15 protein-coding genes and 1 tRNA gene are annotated in these 16,333 nt (G+C 65.3%); 9 read left to right on the top strand and 7 right to left on the bottom strand.

Going from position 1 to position 16,333, the window contains the following annotated elements; genetic code table 11:
* Positions 1-12: 12 nt before the first annotated feature.
* The 5 genes from GDR53_RS10520 to GDR53_RS10500 all read right to left on the bottom strand — a co-directional run bounded on the left by GDR53_RS10520 (position 13) and on the right by GDR53_RS10500 (position 3,693).
* Positions 13-204: a Flp family type IVb pilin gene (locus GDR53_RS10520; RefSeq protein WP_193334468.1), complete on the bottom strand. Its 192-nt coding sequence runs from the start codon at positions 202-204 to the stop codon at positions 13-15.
* 29 nt (positions 205-233) lie between these two features.
* Positions 234-638, bottom strand: a complete 405-nt coding sequence (locus GDR53_RS10515) for a (deoxy)nucleoside triphosphate pyrophosphohydrolase (RefSeq protein WP_193334467.1) — start codon at positions 636-638, stop codon at positions 234-236.
* Positions 635-1,384, bottom strand: coding sequence for a GNAT family N-acetyltransferase (locus tag GDR53_RS10510; RefSeq protein WP_193334466.1), 750 nt, complete (start codon positions 1,382-1,384; stop codon positions 635-637). Before GDR53_RS10510 ends, GDR53_RS10515 begins: the two co-directional genes overlap by 4 nt.
* A gap of 2 nt (positions 1,385-1,386) precedes the next feature.
* Positions 1,387-2,619 (bottom strand): bifunctional glutamate N-acetyltransferase/amino-acid acetyltransferase ArgJ, encoded by a 1,233-nt coding sequence (argJ, locus tag GDR53_RS10505; protein WP_193334465.1) that lies wholly within the window; start codon positions 2,617-2,619, stop codon positions 1,387-1,389.
* Positions 2,620-2,766: 147 nt separating this feature from the next.
* Complete coding sequence (locus GDR53_RS10500; protein WP_232846598.1) at positions 2,767-3,693, bottom strand: peptidylprolyl isomerase; 927 nt, start codon at positions 3,691-3,693, stop codon at positions 2,767-2,769.
* A 373-nt stretch (positions 3,694-4,066) separates the two neighbouring features.
* Between GDR53_RS10500 and secA the strand changes: the two genes are divergently transcribed.
* Positions 4,067-6,823 carry a preprotein translocase subunit SecA gene (gene secA / locus GDR53_RS10495; RefSeq protein ID WP_193334464.1) on the top strand — a complete coding sequence of 919 codons (2,757 nt, stop codon included), beginning with the start codon at positions 4,067-4,069 and terminating at the stop codon, positions 6,821-6,823.
* Between the two features lie 67 nt (positions 6,824-6,890).
* On the opposite strand, the gene GDR53_RS10490 is transcribed toward secA, so the two are convergent.
* Positions 6,891-8,249, bottom strand: a complete 1,359-nt coding sequence (locus tag GDR53_RS10490) for an MATE family efflux transporter (RefSeq protein WP_193334463.1) — start codon at positions 8,247-8,249, stop codon at positions 6,891-6,893.
* Between the two features lie 301 nt (positions 8,250-8,550).
* Between GDR53_RS10490 and GDR53_RS10485 the strand changes: the two genes are divergently transcribed.
* The 4 genes from GDR53_RS10485 (at position 8,551) to GDR53_RS10470 (ending at position 10,581) form a co-directional block, all read left to right on the top strand.
* Positions 8,551-9,267 carry an AzlC family ABC transporter permease gene (locus GDR53_RS10485; RefSeq protein ID WP_193334462.1) on the top strand — a complete coding sequence of 239 codons (717 nt, stop codon included), beginning with the start codon at positions 8,551-8,553 and terminating at the stop codon, positions 9,265-9,267.
* The gene (locus GDR53_RS10480; RefSeq protein WP_193334461.1) at positions 9,257-9,565 is read left to right on the top strand and encodes an AzlD domain-containing protein; all 309 of its coding nucleotides are present in this window, start codon (positions 9,257-9,259) and stop codon (positions 9,563-9,565) included. The genes GDR53_RS10485 and GDR53_RS10480 overlap by 11 nt, the downstream gene beginning before the upstream one ends.
* 55 nt (positions 9,566-9,620) lie before the next feature.
* Positions 9,621-9,704 (top strand) — tRNA-Leu (locus GDR53_RS10475).
* A 199-nt stretch (positions 9,705-9,903) separates the two neighbouring features.
* A complete protein-coding gene (locus GDR53_RS10470) occupies positions 9,904-10,581 on the top strand; it encodes an outer membrane protein (protein ID WP_193334460.1) in 678 nt (225 codons plus the stop codon).
* Between the two features lie 142 nt (positions 10,582-10,723).
* Here GDR53_RS10470 and GDR53_RS10465 read toward each other — a convergent pair whose 3' ends face one another.
* On the bottom strand, positions 10,724-11,749 hold the full coding sequence (locus GDR53_RS10465; protein WP_193334459.1) for a LacI family DNA-binding transcriptional regulator: 1,026 nt from the start codon (positions 11,747-11,749) through the stop codon (positions 10,724-10,726).
* 192 nt (positions 11,750-11,941) lie between these two features.
* Here GDR53_RS10465 and GDR53_RS10460 point away from each other — a divergent pair, with 192 nt between their 5' ends.
* The 4 genes from GDR53_RS10460 to GDR53_RS10445 all read left to right on the top strand — a co-directional run bounded on the left by GDR53_RS10460 (position 11,942) and on the right by GDR53_RS10445 (position 16,301).
* A complete protein-coding gene (locus tag GDR53_RS10460; RefSeq protein ID WP_232846597.1) occupies positions 11,942-12,955 on the top strand; it encodes a Gfo/Idh/MocA family protein in 1,014 nt (337 codons plus the stop codon).
* Positions 12,952-13,851, top strand: a complete 900-nt coding sequence (locus tag GDR53_RS10455) for a sugar phosphate isomerase/epimerase family protein (protein ID WP_193334458.1) — start codon at positions 12,952-12,954, stop codon at positions 13,849-13,851. The genes GDR53_RS10460 and GDR53_RS10455 overlap by 4 nt, the downstream gene beginning before the upstream one ends.
* Before the next feature lie 78 nt (positions 13,852-13,929).
* On the top strand, positions 13,930-14,967 hold the full coding sequence (locus GDR53_RS10450) for a LacI family DNA-binding transcriptional regulator (RefSeq protein ID WP_232846596.1): 1,038 nt from the start codon (positions 13,930-13,932) through the stop codon (positions 14,965-14,967).
* Positions 14,968-15,074: 107 nt separating this feature from the next.
* Positions 15,075-16,301 (top strand): ABC transporter substrate-binding protein, encoded by a 1,227-nt coding sequence (locus GDR53_RS10445; RefSeq protein WP_193334457.1) that lies wholly within the window; start codon positions 15,075-15,077, stop codon positions 16,299-16,301.
* Positions 16,302-16,333: the final 32 nt, after the last annotated feature.

Genomic DNA, 16,333 nt, shown 5'->3' with positions numbered 1-16,333 from the left:
GTTGGTCTTGGGTTAGTTTATCTTGGCGGTCTGGTTGTCCAGGGTGCCGGCAGTGCCATTGTTGAACAGGCCCTGCACGCTGTTGCCCAGCACGCTGAAGGTGCCGATGATGGCCACGGCGATCAGCGCCGCCAGCAGGCCATATTCAACGGCCGTGGCGCCGGATTCATCGACAAGAAACTTACCGATTTTCGTGGCCGTCATTCCAATTCCCCAAGATCGAACGGTCTTGCCTAGAGCAGATCGCACAAGGCGGCGATCAATGGCAGGTCTGCCGGCGGCATGGCATAGTCGCGCAGCGCCTGCGGCCGCACCCATTTGAGTGCGATATGCTCCCGCGGCGCCGGTATGCCCTGCCACTTTCGGCACACATAGAGTGGCATCAACAGGTGAAATTTCTCGTAAGAGTGGCTGGCAAAGCTTACCGGCGCGAGGCACGCGGTGTGCGTGGTGACGCCCAGCTCTTCCTCAAGCTCGCGGATCAGCGCCGCCTCGGGCGTTTCGCCCGGCTCGATCTTGCCGCCGGGAAATTCCCACAGCCCGGCCATGGACTTGCCTTCCGGCCGCTGCGCGATCAGCACGCGGCGGTCGGCATCGACCAGCGCCCCGGCGACGACAAGAAGGATCGACTGGCTCATGGCGTCCCCGGAACCCGGTAGTGATAGTCATATTGCCGTGCATAGCCGAGCCCGCGATAGAGCGCCTGGGCGCCGGCATTGTCGGCCTGCACATTGAGCGCGGCAATCCGCGCCCCGGCTGCATGGGCCCAGGCATGGCCGGTGCGCATCATGGCGCCGGCATGACCCTGGCGGCGCCGGCTGGCATCGGTCACCACATTGCCGGTGACGACAATGCCATCGGCGATGGCCATCAGCGCGGTGGCGACCGGCGCGCCATCATCATCCTGCAGCACCACGCCGGAGGCCTCCACCGTCATGGCGGCCAGCAGCGCATCGAGCTTGCCGAGCCGTTCGTCGCTGTAGCCGGCCAGGCGCTGCTGCACCGCCAGAAAGGCCGGATCGCGCACGTCATAGATCCGCCCGCGCGGATCGGCCTCGACCGGATCCAGCGCCATGGCAAACTGGTAGCTGGCGTCGATGCTGCGCCAGCCCAGCCGGTCCAGCGCCGCGGCGAGGTCGGGGCCGGCCAGCGGCGTCATGCGGAAGACCGGGGGCAGGTCGCGGGCGGTAAACCAGGCCACGGCCGCAGTAATCCGGGCCTCGACATTGCCGTCATCGGTCGGGTCGAGGCACTGCACGGAATTGGCTCGCTTGGTATAGCCGCCGGCAGCCCGGCGCACCCAGCCGCCATCCCAGTCGACCTCGATGCCGGGCCAGGCGGCAAGGCCGGACCGCTCGAAAACCGCCGCGTCAGGCAGACCCATGACTAGCTCCGGTAATCGCCATTGATGGTGATATAGCCATGCGTCAGGTCGCAGGTATAAACCGTCGCCCGGCCCTCGCCGAGCCCAAGGCTGACAGTCAGCTCGAGATCCTCGCCCTTCATATAGGCTGAGGTCGCGGCCTCGTCATAGATCGGCGCGCGCTCGCCATCCTTGGCGACCAGCAGGTCGCCGAAGCGGATCGACAGCTTGTCGCGGTCGGCCGGCTCGCCCGCCTTGCCCACGGCCATGACCACGCGGCCCCAATTGGCGTCCTCGCCGGCAATGGCGGTCTTGACCAGAGGCGAGTCGGCGATCGACTTGGCAATGCGGAAGGCCGAGGCGTCGGACGTGGCGCCCTCGACATGCACGGAAACCTGCTTGGTGGCGCCTTCGCCATCGCGCACCACCTGGATGGCCAGGTCGAACAGCACGTCGCGCAGCGCCTCGCCGAAGATTTCGGCGCGCGGATCATCAAGGCTCTCGATCGGCTCGACCGCTGCCTTGCCGGTGGCAAAGGCCAAAAGCGTATCGGAGGTGGAGGTATCGCTGTCCACGGTAACGGCGTTGAAGCTCGTTGCCACATGCCGGCTCAGCAGCGCCTGCAGCACCGGGGCGGCAATGGGCATGTCGGTGACGACAAAGCTCAGCATGGTGGCCATGTCCGGCGCGATCATGCCGCTTCCCTTGGCAATACCATTGATGCGCACCTCGACGCCGTCGATATCGAGCGTCGCGCCAAACAGCTTGGGGAAGGTATCGGTGGTCATGATGGCCTTGGCCGGGTCCATCCAGGGCGTATCGCCCAGCCGCGTCGCCATTTCGTCGAGCACGCCGGCAAACTTGTTGGCGTCGAGCGGCTCGCCGATCACCCCGGTCGAGGCAAGGAAAATTTCGGCGGTCGAGCAGCCCAGCGCCTTGGCGGCCAGTTCGGCCGTCAGCTGCACGCTCTGCTGGCCCTTGGCGCCGGTAAAGGCATTGGCATTGCCCGAATTGACCACGAGGCCCCGCGCCAGCCCGCCGGGCAGATTGGCCTTGCACCAGTCCACCGCCGCCGAGGAGCATTTGGACTGTGTGACCACGCCCGCCGCGGTGGTGCCGGCATCGAACGCCATCAGCAGCACATCGGTGCGGTTCTTGTACTTGATGCCCGCTTCGGCCGTGGCAAAGCGCACCCCGGCAATGGCCGGCAGTTCCGGATAGGATTTGGGGGCGAGCGGGGAAACCGGATGGGCCATCGAACGAACTTTCCTGGGGAGCGGACAGGCCTTGGGTTTGCCTCAAACAGAGGCCATTCGCAAGCGGGCAGCCGCATCCGCAGGCGGCTGCCCGGCCACCGGGATGGACACGCGCCCGGGGCTGATGGCCCCGGGCGCCGGATCGGTCTACTGCGCGGCCGGCGGGGCCGTCTCGCTCTGGCCGGCGACGGCAGCGGCCAGCGCGGCATCGGGGATGTCGACGGCAACGCCTTCCATCAGCGTGGCGACAGTCTCGTCAAAGGTGGTCATCAGCAGCTGCTGCTGCAGCTGCGGCGCGACCTGCTCGAAGGCCGGCGGGGCGGATTCGCGCTTTTCTTCAAGCCGGATCACATGCCAGCCGAACTGGGATTCGACCGGCTCGGAGACCTGGCCGATATCGGTGAGGGCAAAGGCCGCGGTCTCGAACGGGGCAACCATGCTGCCGGCGCCGAAAAAGCCCAGATCGCCGCCATTGGCGGCACCCGGATCGATCGACTTTTCCTTGGCCAGGGCGACAAAGTCAGCGCCGCCATCGAGCTCGGCCTTGATCGCCTTGGCCTCTTCCTCGGTCGGCACCAGGATGTGGCTGGCGCGGATTTCGGGGGCCGGGGTGAAGTCGGCGACAAACTTGTCATACTCGGCCCGCACGGCTTCTTCAGTCACGCCGGCAGCGATCTGCTCGGCGAAATAGGCGCGGCGCAGGCTGCGATCCTTGAGATATTCGAGGCGCTGCTGGAACAGCGGCGTATCGGCCATGCCGGCAGCGGCGCCGGCCTGGGCCATCACCTTCATGTCGATGAGCACGCGCAGCAGGAAGGGCTTGCGCTGGTCGGGTGGCATCTGCTGCAGTTCCTGGGCCAGGTCCTCGGCGGCAAAGCTCAGATCGGCCTCGGTAATGGGCGAACCGGCCACCGTGGCGATCACGGTTTCAGGCGCAACGGCGGCCACAGGCGCGGCGGCAGCATCGGCAGCAGGCGCCGCATCCTGGGCAAAGGCGGGCGTCAGCGCCGTCGCGGCCAGCATGGTGGCCAGCAGGCCGGCGGTGCGCATGAAGCGCCGTGGAAAAAACGTCATCGTATCGATCTCCTTGGCCGAAGCTGCCTGATGGCAGAAGGCTAATTGGTGGCGGGCAATTGCGGGCCACAGATTTCTGACTGGCTGGCTGACACGATAACGGGGCAAAAATGCGCCAGGCCGTCCTGCGTCACCAACCAAAGGGCATTGGCCCCATTTCTGCCCGGATTCCGGCAGCTCACGGCAGGTGTCGCCGATTTCGCTGACGTTGACAAGACAAGGGCCCGCTCTTACATCTCACGCGCTTTTCCGTCGCTCGGCGGAGATACATACATTCAAAGCCCGAAAGGCTTTCTCATCGCGCTGACGATGGCCTGCGGGGCTCGACCCGCCCCCCACATTGCGCCCGATGAGTCATCGAAGGACCTGACATATGGCACTTGCTGCACTCGCCCGGCGGATTTTCGGGTCGACATCCGATCGGCACGTCAAGCGGTATCAGGGCAAGGTCGCCGCCATCAATGCGCTCGAGAGCGAACTTGAAAAGCTCAGCGACGCCGACCTGCAGGCCCGCACGGCCGAATTCAAGGCGCAGCTGGCCCAGGGCGCCGATCTCGATGATTTGATCGTCCCCGCCTTTGCCACCGTGCGCGAGGCCAGCAAGCGCGTGCTCGGCATGCGCCACTTCGACGTGCAGCTGATCGGCGGCATGGTGATGAACGAGCGCGGCATTGCCGAAATGCGTACCGGTGAGGGCAAGACCCTGGTGGCGACGCTGCCAATGTATCTAAATGCACTGACCGGCCGCGGCGCCCACCTGGTGACCGTCAATGACTACCTGGTCAAGCGCGACGCCGCCTGGATGGGCCAGGTCTACAATTTCCTCGGCCTGACCACCGGCATCATCGTGCACGGCATGACCGACATGGAGCGCAAGGCCGCCTACGCTGCCGACATCACCTACGGCACCAATAACGAGCTCGGCTTCGATTATCTGCGCGACAATATGAAATATACCCGCGAGCAGATGGCCCAGCGCGGCCACGCCTTTGCCATCGTCGACGAAGTCGACTCCATCCTGATCGACGAGGCGCGCACCCCGCTGATCATTTCGGGTCCTTCCGAAGACCGCACCACGCTCTACACCACCATCGACGCGCTGATGCCCATCATCGAGGAAGACGATTTCGAGCTCGACGAGAAGCAGCGCTCGGCCACCTTCACCGATGCCGGCATCGAAAAGCTCGAGGCCCGGCTGGCGGCGGACGGCCTGCTGAAGTCCGAGTCCATGTATGACGTGGAAAACGTCGCTTTGGTGCACCACGCCAATTCGGCTCTGCGCGCCCACAAGCTGTTCCGCAAGGACAAGGACTACATTGTTCGCCAGACGCCCGAAGGCGGCGAAGTGGTGATCATCGACGAGTTTTCTGGCCGCATGATGCCCGGCCGCCGCTACTCGGAAGGCCTGCACCAGGCGCTCGAAGCCAAGGAACACGTCAAGATCCAGCCGGAAAACCAGACCCTGGCCTCGATCACCTTCCAGAATTATTTCCGCCTCTACGAAAAGCTGGCCGGCATGACCGGTACGGCGGCCACCGAGGCCGAGGAATTCGCCGACATCTACAAGCTCGACGTGGTGACCATTCCCACCAACCTGCCGGTGATGCGCGTCGATGACGAGGACGCCATCTTCCGCACCGCCGAGGAAAAGTTCAACGCCATCGCCGACCTGATCAAGCAGTGCCAGGATCGCGGCCAGCCCGTGCTGGTGGGCACCACCTCGATCGAAAAGTCCGAAATGCTGGCCGAGCTGCTGCGGGCCAAGAATGTCGGCTCCATGAACGTGCTCAATGCCCGTCACCATGAGCAGGAAGCCTTTATCGTCGCCGATGCCGGCCTGCCCGGCGCCATCACCATTGCCACCAACATGGCCGGCCGCGGCACCGACATCCAGCTCGGCGGCAATCTGGAAATGCGCATCGAAAAGGAGGCCAGCGGCCTCGAGGGTGCCGAGCGCGACGCCAAGATCGCCGAGATCAAGCGCACCATTGCCGAGGACAAGGCCAAGGCCTTGGCTGCCGGCGGCCTGATGGTGATCGGCACCGAGCGCCATGAAAGCCGCCGCATCGACAACCAGCTGCGCGGCCGTTCCGGCCGTCAGGGCGATCCGGGCCATTCGGCCTTCTTCCTGAGCCTGCAGGACGACCTGATGCGCATCTTTCCCGTCGACAGCATGGATTCCATGCTCGGCAAGCTGGGGCTCGAACAGGGCGAATCCATCACCCATCCCTGGGTGTCCAAGGCCATCGAGCGGGCCCAGGGCAAGGTCGAGGCGCGCAATTTCGACATCCGCAAGAACATCCTCAAATACGACGACGTGATGAACGATCAGCGCAAGGTGATCTTCGAACAGCGCCTCGAAATGATGGATGCCGAAGACATTTCCGAGATCGTCGCCGACATGCGTCGCGACGTGGTGGAAACCATCGTCACCAAGGCCATTCCGCCGCGCGCCTATCCCGAGCAGTGGAAGACCGAGCAGCTGCAGGCCGCTGCCAAGACCTATCTCAATATCGACGTGCCGGTGCAGGAATGGGCCGACGAGGAGGGCATCGACGCCGAAATCGTCACCCAGCGCCTGGTCGAGGCCGCCGACGCCCATGCCGCCGCCAAGGAAGCCCGCACCATTGCCGCCATGGCAGCGGCCGGCTCGGCCAACCCCACGGTGATGCGCCAGGTGGAAAAGTCCATCGTGCTGCAGTCGATCGACGGGCTCTGGCGCGAGCACCTGGTAACGCTCGATCACCTCTCCAAGGTGGTCGGCTGGCGCGGCATCGCCCAGCGCGATCCGCTCAACGAATACAAGCAGGAAGCCTATGAGCTGTTCCATAGCCTGCTGGAAAACCTGCGCGAACTGGTGACCACCCAGCTCAGCCATGTCGAGCTGCAGCCGCGCCCGGTGGCGCCGCCCCAGCCCGACCTCACCGCCCTGCGCGAAACCCATATCGACCCGCTGACCGGCGAGAACGACGCCGATGGCGGCGATACCATCGCCGACTCGCTGGGCGCCACCGGCAGCGATCCCTCGCTCAAGCCGATCGATCCCAAGCTGCTGGTCGGGGTGGCCCGCAACGCCCCCTGCCCCTGTGGCTCGGGCAAGAAGTTCAAGCACTGCCACGGCCAGTTCTAGGCAGCGCGCATCACAAGCAAAGGCCCGCAGCGATGCGGGCCTTTTTTATTGCCTGGCGGGAGTAGCTTTAGACCAGCGCCACGATGGTCTTCTTGCGCCAGACCAGCAGGTACCAGGCGCCCTGCAGCACCAGCATCATGGTAAAGCCGGCCGCCATGGCCACCCAGATGCCACTCAGGCCCAGGCTGGTCTGGCTGAGCACAATCGCGCCGGGCAGCTCGATGCAGAGGATGCAGAACAGCGACAGCACCATGGGCGCGATCACCGTGCCGCTCGAGCGCATGACGCCGGAAAACACCACGCTGCCGCCAAAGGCGACAATGCTCCACAGCACCACATGCAGCAGCGTCTCGGCCATCTCGATCACTGCCGGATCGGTGATGAACAGGGCCACCAGATGCTGGCTGAAGAGATAGGCCAGCAGCACCAGCGAGCCGGTGATGACCACATTCATGACCAGGCCCGTGCGGGTAATGGCGCCGAGCTGGTCGATCTTGCCCGCGCCGATCGCCTGGGCCCCGAAGATCGAGGCGGCAATGCCGATCGACATGGCGGGAAACTGCACATAGCTCATCACCTGGCCCAGCGCCCCATAGGCCGCCGTGGCATCCGAGCCGAAGCGGTTGACCAGCCCGACCACCACAATGCCCGAAATCGACGACACCACCATCTGCAGCCCGGCCGGCAGGCCCAGCCGCAGGATCAGCCCCAGCAGCTTGAAATCGGGATGCAGCATGGCGGCCAGCAGCTTGGCATCGGGCGCCAGCGGCAGGCTGCGGGCCCGCAGATAGACAAACAGGAACACCAGCACGGTCAGGAAGCCGGAGATGGAGGCCGCCGCGGCCGCGTTGACGCCCAGCTGCGGCAGGCCGAACCAGCCCTGGATCAGCGCCGGCGTCACCAGCGCGGTGACGGCCAGCGACAGGATCAGCGAGAACAGCGGCGTCATGGTATCGCCCACCCCGCGCAGCACCGAGGTGGCCACGATGAAGAGGAAAAAGCCGGGCATGCTGGCCAGCATGATGCGCGCATAGCTGGCGGTGATCGGCGCGATATCGGCCGGCACACCCAGGACGCTGAGGATCTGGTCGGTCCAGGTCACCCCGACCACCGCCACCACCACGCCCATGACAAAGGCCGTCATCAGCGTGGTGCCGGCCACCTGCTTGACCTTGTCGATATTGCGCGCGCCCCAGGCCTGGCCGATCAGCACGGTGGACCCCGAGGACAGCCCGATGAGGAAGCTGAGCAGGAAGAACAGGATGGGAAAGAAGGTCGCCGTGGCCGCCAGCGCATCCACGCCGATCATCTGCCCGACATAGATGGCGCTGACTGTGCCCGACAGCGCCTGCAGGATATTGGCCGCCATCAGCGGCACGAGGAACAAGGCGAACCGCTGCCAGAGCGGGCGGGACTGGGCAATCATCTGAACACTCCAAGATCACAGGACAAGGCGCATCCGTCACCGGCCCCGAGGGCAGACCACGCTGAACCTGGGTTCAGGCGCCTGCAGGGACCGATTTACCCTCCGGAGCGGGAGGGCTGGCTGGACGGGCCGGGGAAGCTTGGAGATGCCGTAGGCGCAGTCTCTATGCCGTGCTTTTGGGGCCGTCAACGCCGATCTTGACCCCTCTATCAGCGCCACGAATGGCAGTGATCAGCACAAGTCATCCTCCTGACGTTACTTTGTCGATGCGCCGATGCGCGCGGGGCGCTAGTGCTTTGCCATGACCACCGTGCCCCCTGCCCGCTTTGCCACCGCCTTTCTTGCCGGCGCCCGCGCCTGCCTGCCCGTGGTCATCTCGGTGGGCGCCTATGGCCTGGTCTGGGGCGTGCTGGCCCGCGGCGCCGGCATGACCATGCTTGACGTGCTGCTGATGAGCGGCCTGGTCTTTGCCGGCTCGGCCCAGTTCGTGGCGCTCGACCTGTGGACCGCCACGCCTGCCAGCCTGCCCATCGGCCCGCTGGTCATTGCTGCGCTCGTCATCAACCTGCGCTACCTGCTGCTGACCGCGACGCTGCGCCCGCTGTTTCCCCCCGGCCGCGTCGGCCGCAGCGCCGGGCTGATGTTCTTTGTGTCCGACGAAAATTGGGCCATCACCATGCTGGCCATGCAGCGCGGCAGTGGCAGCGTCGCCTTCCTGCTCGGCGGCGGTGTGCTGACCTATACCGTCTGGATGGCAACCACCCTGCTCGGCCACCAGCTCGGCTCGGCCATCGATGACCCGACCCGCTATGGCCTCGACTTCGCCTTTACCGCCGCCTTCCTGGCGCTGCTGCTGGGCGTGTGGAAGGGCCGGGCCGACCTCCTGCCCTGGACCGTCGCCGCGCTCAGCGCCATCCTCGCCGCACGGCTGATCGAGGGCAGCTGGTATATCCTGATCGGCGGCATCACCGGCAGCCTCGCCGGTGCCCTTGCCGACAAGGTCCGCCATGTGGACTAGCCCCGAAGCGCTGCTGGCCATTGCCGGCATGGCCCTGGTGACCCTGGCCACCAAGGCGGGCGGCTTGCTGCTGGCCAATCGGCTGCCGCGGCACGGCTTTGCCGCCGCCTGGCTCCGCCACGTTCCCGGCGCGGTGCTCGCGGCCCTGGTGGCCCCGGCACTGGTCAGTGGGAGCCTCGCCGACATCATCGCCGCCGCAGCCACGACGCTGGCCTATTGGCTGACCAAAAACCTCTTTGCCGCCATGGCCGTGGGCGTGCTCACGGTCTATCTCGCCCGCCTGGCGCTTGCCGGCTGAGCCACCGCAAAACCCCGTTGCAGACCAACCCATCCTGGTTTAGAGACCATGCCGTGCCCCTCTGGCGGAATGGTAGACGCAGAGGACTCAAAATCCTCCGCCGCAAGGCGTGCCGGTTCGAGTCCGGCGGGGGGCACCATTTTCAGCACAGCGTTGATCGAGAGCCGGCCCCTGCGGGTCGGAGCAACGCGCACGCATGCCCCAATAAGTTCCCGCACAAAAGTGAACGCCAGCCATGCGCTACGGCATGGCGTTAACCTTGTTCCTTACCGAGGTATTAACGGATCGCATCGCATTTTAGGGGAAAGTTCAGCATCCCTTTAGACGAGGTTACCCCCATGAAGCGCCAGGCCCTTTCCATTGCTGCCCTGCTGCTGTTGTCCACCGCCGCCCAGGCCGCCGATCTCGGCTGGAACAGCGGCGCCAGCCCCATGTATTCGGCCGCACCGGCCTCGAGCTGGGAAGGTTTTTATGCCGGCGTCAATGCCGGTTACGGCTGGGGCACATTGACCCGCCAGCCCACAGGCGGCGGCGTCCGCACCGAAGACAATTCCGGCGGCTGGCAGTTTGGCGGCCAGGCTGGCTATAACATGGATATGGGCGGCGTCGTGCTGGGCGGCGAAGCCGATATCCAGCTCGCCTCGATCGGCCATGAGCGGGACCTGGGCGTCAACGGCAAGCAGAAATCCGGCATGGATGTCTATGGCACCATTCGTGGTCGCGCCGGCCTGACCTTTGGCTCGGTAATGCCCTATCTGACGGCGGGCTTTGCCGCCGGCCGCGGCACCGCCAGCCTGACCAGCACGACCAATGTGGTTACCTCGCAGTCCGCCAACCATATCGGCTGGACCGTCGGCGCCGGCCTTGAGGCCCAGGCCACCGACCAGATCTCGCTCAAGGCCGAGCTGCTCTATGTCGATCTGGGCACCCAGACCTATAACGGCCTGCCCGGCGGCAGCCAGGACATCAGCCAGCGCTTTGGTGTCGTCCGCGCCGGCGTCAACTACCGCTTCTAGCCGTCGCGGACGACAATTTGATGGGCGGGCAAGAGCTATCCGCCCGACCGAACTATCGGGGGCCCGGAGCGCCTGAGACTCCAGCACAGGCTGGGGGCTCGGGGCGATCCGGGCCCCGATTTTTATCGGCATCGCGTCGCGCTCAGGCGCGGTCGCTTTCGCCGGCCACCAGTTCCATCGGCCAGATGCGTCGCACGATGCCCTGGGGGTAGATTTCCGCATAGGCCGGCATCGAGGCCAGCAGCGCTTCGCCCAGCGCAATGCCCAGCTCGCGTAGGGACAGCCGGAAACAGGTGAGTGTCGGCGCCAGAAAGCGGGAGGCCGGCCCCTCGCGAAAGCCGATAACCGCCAGGTCGCGGCCGGGCGTCAGCCCCGATTCTCCCAGCCGGCGATAAAGCCCCAGCGCCAGCAGTTCATAATTGAGCACCACTGCGCTGGGACGATCGCCCATGGCGCAGATGTCATGCCCCAGCTGATAGCCGCCCTGCTCGGACGAGGGGACCCGGAACACCAGCTCTGGATCGAAAGGAAGGCCATTGGCCGTCAGCGCGCTCTTGTAGCTGTCGAGAAAGACAAAACCCAGATTGATGTCATTGCTGGGCACGGCCACCGCGATGCGACGATGTCCGGCGGCGGCGAGCCGGTCCACCGCGCGCCGGGCGACCCCGGCAAAATCGAGATCGATCCAGGGATGTTCGCCCTCGGTGGCCGAGCGGCCCAGCGTGATGAAGGGCAGGCGCGCCGCCTGCAGCACGTCGATGCGCGTATCCTTGCGATGGGTGGCCGAGATGATCATGGCATCCACCAGATGGCGCGCGATCATGCGCTGCACATATTGGGTGGGATCCTCGTCGGTGGCGCAGGGCAGCACGACAAGGTCGAGATGGTGGCGCGCCAGGGCCGACTGCACGCCGTCGAACACGCCCAGAAAGAAATTGTCGTTATTGCTGCCGGCGTCCGAGCCCAGCTCGATCATGAAGCCCACGGCATTGGTATTGCCCTGGCGCAGGCTGCGCCCGGCCTGATTGGGCGCATAGCCCATGGCCGCCGCGGCCTCGATGACCCGACGCCGCGTCTCCTCGCTGACATCGGAGCGGCCATTGAGCGCCCGCGACACCGTGCCAATCGAGATGTCGAGCTGTTGCGCCAGCCTGCGGATGCCCTTCATTGACGCTGCCACCCTGTTCCACGCCGATCGTGCCAAAAACGTTTACGGAGCACTCTTGACATGCTTTGACCGTCAATTGTAGCGTCGTAAACGTTTACGGGAACATGCAGACACGCCGCTCCAAGACGGCTGCTGCCCTGTTCGGGAGGATTGCTGGTGTCGTTGAAAGCCGTGCTCGTGGGTTGCGGAGCCATGTCCAAAGGCTGGCTGTCCGCCCTGGCCGATAGTCCCCTGCTCAAGGGGCAGGTCGAGGTCGTCGGCCTGGTCGATATCGATGCGGCAACCGCTGCGGCCCGGGCCGCCGAATTCGGCCTGCCGGATGCCATTATCGGCACCGACCTCGACGCCGTCCTGTCCCAGGCCCGCCCCGACCTGCTGTTCGATGTCGCCGTGCCCTCGGCGCGCCCGCATGTCGTGGCCACCGGCCTCCGCCATGGCTGCCACGTGCTGACCGAAAAGCCGATGGCGCCGGCGCTGGACGATGCACAGGCAATGCTGGCCCAGGCCCGGGCGGCCGGGCGCATCCACGCGGTGGTGCAGAACCGGCGCTTTGTGGCCGGCATCCGCCGCATCCGCCAGGTCATCGAGAGCGGCGCGCTCGGCCAGCTCACCGCCCTGCATTGCGATTTCTTCGTCGGCGCCCATTTCGGCGGCTTCCGCGAGCAGATGGACAATGTCCTGCTGCTCGACATGGCCATCCATACCCTCGACGCGGCGCGCTTCATGGCCGGCACGGCGCCCCAGGCCGTCTATTGCCTTGAGACCAATCCGCCCGGCTCCTGGTACGCCCATGGCGCCGCGGCCAATGCGATTTTCGAATTCGCCGGCGATATCGTCTTCAACTATCGCGGATCCTGGTGCGCCGAGGGCGCCAATACCAGCTGGGAAGGCGCCTGGCGCATCGTCGGCACCAGGGGCACGCTGCTCTGGGATGGGCTTGAGCGCTTCGAGGCCCACCAGGTGGCCGGCGAGTCCGGCTTTTTCCGCGACCTCGTCCCGCTCGCTGTGCCCGAAGCCGCAGACGCCACCCTGACCGAAGGCCATGCCAGCGTCATCGCCGAATTCCTCGCGGCGATTGCCGCGGGGCGCCAGCCGGAAACCGCCGGCAGCGACAATATCAAGAGCCTGGCCATGGTCTTTGGCGCCATCCAAAGCGCCCGCACCCGCCAGCGCGTCCTCATCCAAGCCCAGGAAACCGCACCGTGACCAACCCCGCCAAGTCGATCCGCATCGGCACCATGATCCAGGCCAGCGCCGGCAAGGCCGCCGACAATATTGCCGCCATTGCCGATCTCGGCTTTGAGAGCTTCGAGCCCTTCTTCTGGCAGACCACCAATGGCCAGGACCTGGCCGAACTGGGCAAGCGTAGCCTCGACGCGATCGGGGATCGTGACATCACCATCTCGACGCTGGGCATGTTCGGCAATCCGCTCGAGGACCAGGAGATGGACCGCCAGACCCTGCAGGGCTGGAAGGACTGCATCGACAATGCCCACCATTTCGGCGCCACCTGCGTCGCCGGCTTTACCGGCCGCATCCGCAACCAGAAACTGACCGACAGCCTGCCGCGCTACAGGCAGGTGTGGAGCGAACTGGCCAAGCGCGCGGCCGACAAGGGCGTCCGCATTGCCTTTGAGAACTGCGCCATGGATGGCAACTGGGCCACAGGCGACTGGAACATCGCCCACAATCCCGATGCCTGGGAACTGATGTTCAACGAGACGCCGGACGACAATATCGGCCTGGAATGGGAGCCCTGCCACCAGCTGGTCTATCTCATTGATCCGCTGCCGCAGATCCGCAAATGGGCCCACAAGTTTTTCCACGTGCACGGCAAGGACGCCACCGTGCGCTGGGAGGTGATCCGCGAGCACGGCATTTTCGGCAAGGAAAAGTTCGTCTTCATGCGCACGCCCGGCTTTGGCGACAGTAACTGGACCGACGTGATCTCCGAGCTGCGCCTGGCCGGCTATAGCGGCTCGATCGACATCGAGGGCTGGCACGACCCGGTCTATCGCGATGCCCTGGAAATGACCGGCCAGGTGCACGCCCTCAACCATCTCAAGGCCGCCCGTGGCGGCGAACACGTGCAGGCGGCTTGATAAGTATGACTATTGACGCATCGTGAGAAACCGTTTTACCTAGTGTGAGAAAAGGGTTTTCCTTTGAGGTATGTGGACGTGGCCAAGGCAGAGCGGATACGCATCTATGACGTCGCCCGCGTTGCCGGCGTCAGCGTTGCCACGGCCTCCAAGGCGCTCAACGATACCGGTCGCATGACCGAGGCGACCCGCACCCGCGTCAAGCAGACCGCGGCTGCGCTGGGCTTCCGGCCCAATGCCATGGCCCGCGCCTTGACCCAGCAGCGCAGCTTCACCATTGGCCTGCTGACCAACGACACCTATGGCCGCTTCACCCTGCCGGTCATGGCCGGCATCAACGCAGCGCTGGTTGACCGCGGCGTGTCGGTCTTTCTCTGCGGCATCGAAGATGATGCCGCCCTGGGCAAGATCCATGTCGATGCCATGCTCGACAAGCAGGTCGATGGCATCATCGCCACCGGCAAGCGCATCGACCGCCGCCTGCCGGTCGATCTGTCCGACCTGCCGGTGCCGGTTGTCTATGCCTTTACCGAAGGCCCAGCCGATGCAGTGACCCTGGTATCCGACGATGCGCAGGGCGCGCGACTGGCCACGCAATGGCTGCTCGGGCTCGGGCGCAGGCGGCTGGTGCATGTGACCGGGCCGGAAAGCTTTGCCTCGGTCGCCGCCCGGGCCGGCGCCTTCCGCGCGGCTGCGGGCGCAGAGGCCCCGGTGCTGCACGGCAGCTGGTCGGAAGCCTGGGGCCACGCGGCAGTAAGCCAGCTCTGGCAGGCAGGCACCCCGCCCGACGCCATCTTCTGCGGCAATGACCAGATCGCGCGCGGGGTCGTGGACGCGCTGCGCGAACGCGGTGTCGCCGTACCGGCCGACGTCTCGGTCATCGGCTTTGACAATTGGGAAATCGTCGCTGCCGCGACGCGGCCGCCGCTGACCACGGTGGACATGAATCTCATCGAACTCGGCCGCGTGGCCGGCCGCCTGATCCTCGACCTTGCCGAAGGCAAGCCGGTCGAGCCGGGCATCCGCACGCTGCCATGCCATCTCGTGGTGCGCCAATCCTGCGGCGGCGATGCACTCGCCCACGCCAACAGGCAAGAGGTGCTTCAGGAGGTCTAAGGAGTGCTGCCACAGGCGTTGCAACCGCCCGTGGCAGCGAGGAAAGCCGCAAGGGAAGAGGAACCCGAGCGGTATGCAGCGCGGCCGAGGCCGCAAGGGAGGATATAATGCACTTGTCTAAACTGGGTCTACTGGCCGGCTTGGCCGTCGGCGCTTTGGTCGCAGCCACACCGGCTTTCGCGCAGGTGAAACTGACCGTCTGGTCGATTGACGGGGTCGACCGGCCGGGCATCGCGGACACCTATTCCAAGGAGTTCGACGACGCCAATGAGGATATCGTGGTCGAGTATCGCGGCATCCCGTTTGACGAGATCGTCAACGAAACGCTGCGCGCCTTCGCCACCGGCAATGCGCCCGACATCGTCTCGTTCGACAATCCCGATTTCGCGCTGTTCTCGTCGCGCGGCGCCATGCTCGACATCACCGACCGCGTCGCCGGCTCCGAGATCGTCAGCAAGGCGGAATATTTCGAGGGGCCGCTCAATTCGGTGACCTGGGACGGCAAGCTGTTCGGCCTGCCCAAATATACCGACACCATCGGCATCTTCTATAACAAGGACATGTTCGCCGCGGCCGGCCTGACCGAGCCACCCCAGACCTGGGCCCAGGTCGCCGAATATGCCGAAAAGCTCACCGACCCGGCCAACAATGTCTATGGCATCACCTTCTCGGCCCGTGCCGGTGAAGAGGGCACGTTCCAGTTCCTGCCAGTGATCCAGATGTCCGGTGGTGGCGCCGACAAGGTCAATACCGAGGGTGCCGCCAAGGTGCTCGATATCTGGAAGGGCCTGATCGACAGCGGCTATGCCTCGCGCGACGTGCTGAGCCTGGGCCAGTGGGACTCCACCGGCGTCTTCAATTCCGGCAATGCCGCCATGGCCATTTCCGGCCCCTGGGAAATCGACCGCATGGTCGAGGATGCCAAGTTCGACTGGGGCGTGGCGCTGCTGCCCACCATCGAGGACGGCGATGAGCGTTCCTCGGCTCTGGGTGGCTTCAACTGGGGCATCATGGCCAATACGGCCCATCCCGACGAGGCCTTCCGCCTGCTCGAATATTTCGTGAGCCAGGAAGACCGCATCTTCCCCGAATTCGGCAACCTGCCCGCGCGCGGCGATATCCCGCTGCCCGTGACCGGCATTGAAAAGAAGGATGCCGCCCTCAAGGTCTTCCAGGAGCAGCTGCAATATGCCCAGCCACGCGGGCCGCATCCGGAATGGCAGAAGATCTCCAAGGCCATCTACGATGCCGAACAGCAGGCCCTGACCGGTCAGATGTCGTCCATGGACGCGCTGAACCAGGCCCAGACCACCATAGACGGCATCTTCAACTAGTCCTCCCGACTGGGCCGGCCGGAGCCAAGCTC

The sequence above is a fragment of the Devosia beringensis genome (assembly GCF_014926585.1).
Taxonomy (GTDB): Bacteria; Pseudomonadota; Alphaproteobacteria; order Rhizobiales; family Devosiaceae; genus Devosia; species Devosia beringensis.
The sequence above is the reverse complement of the archived record's forward strand: the minus strand, read 5'-3'. Positions and strand labels throughout refer to the sequence as shown.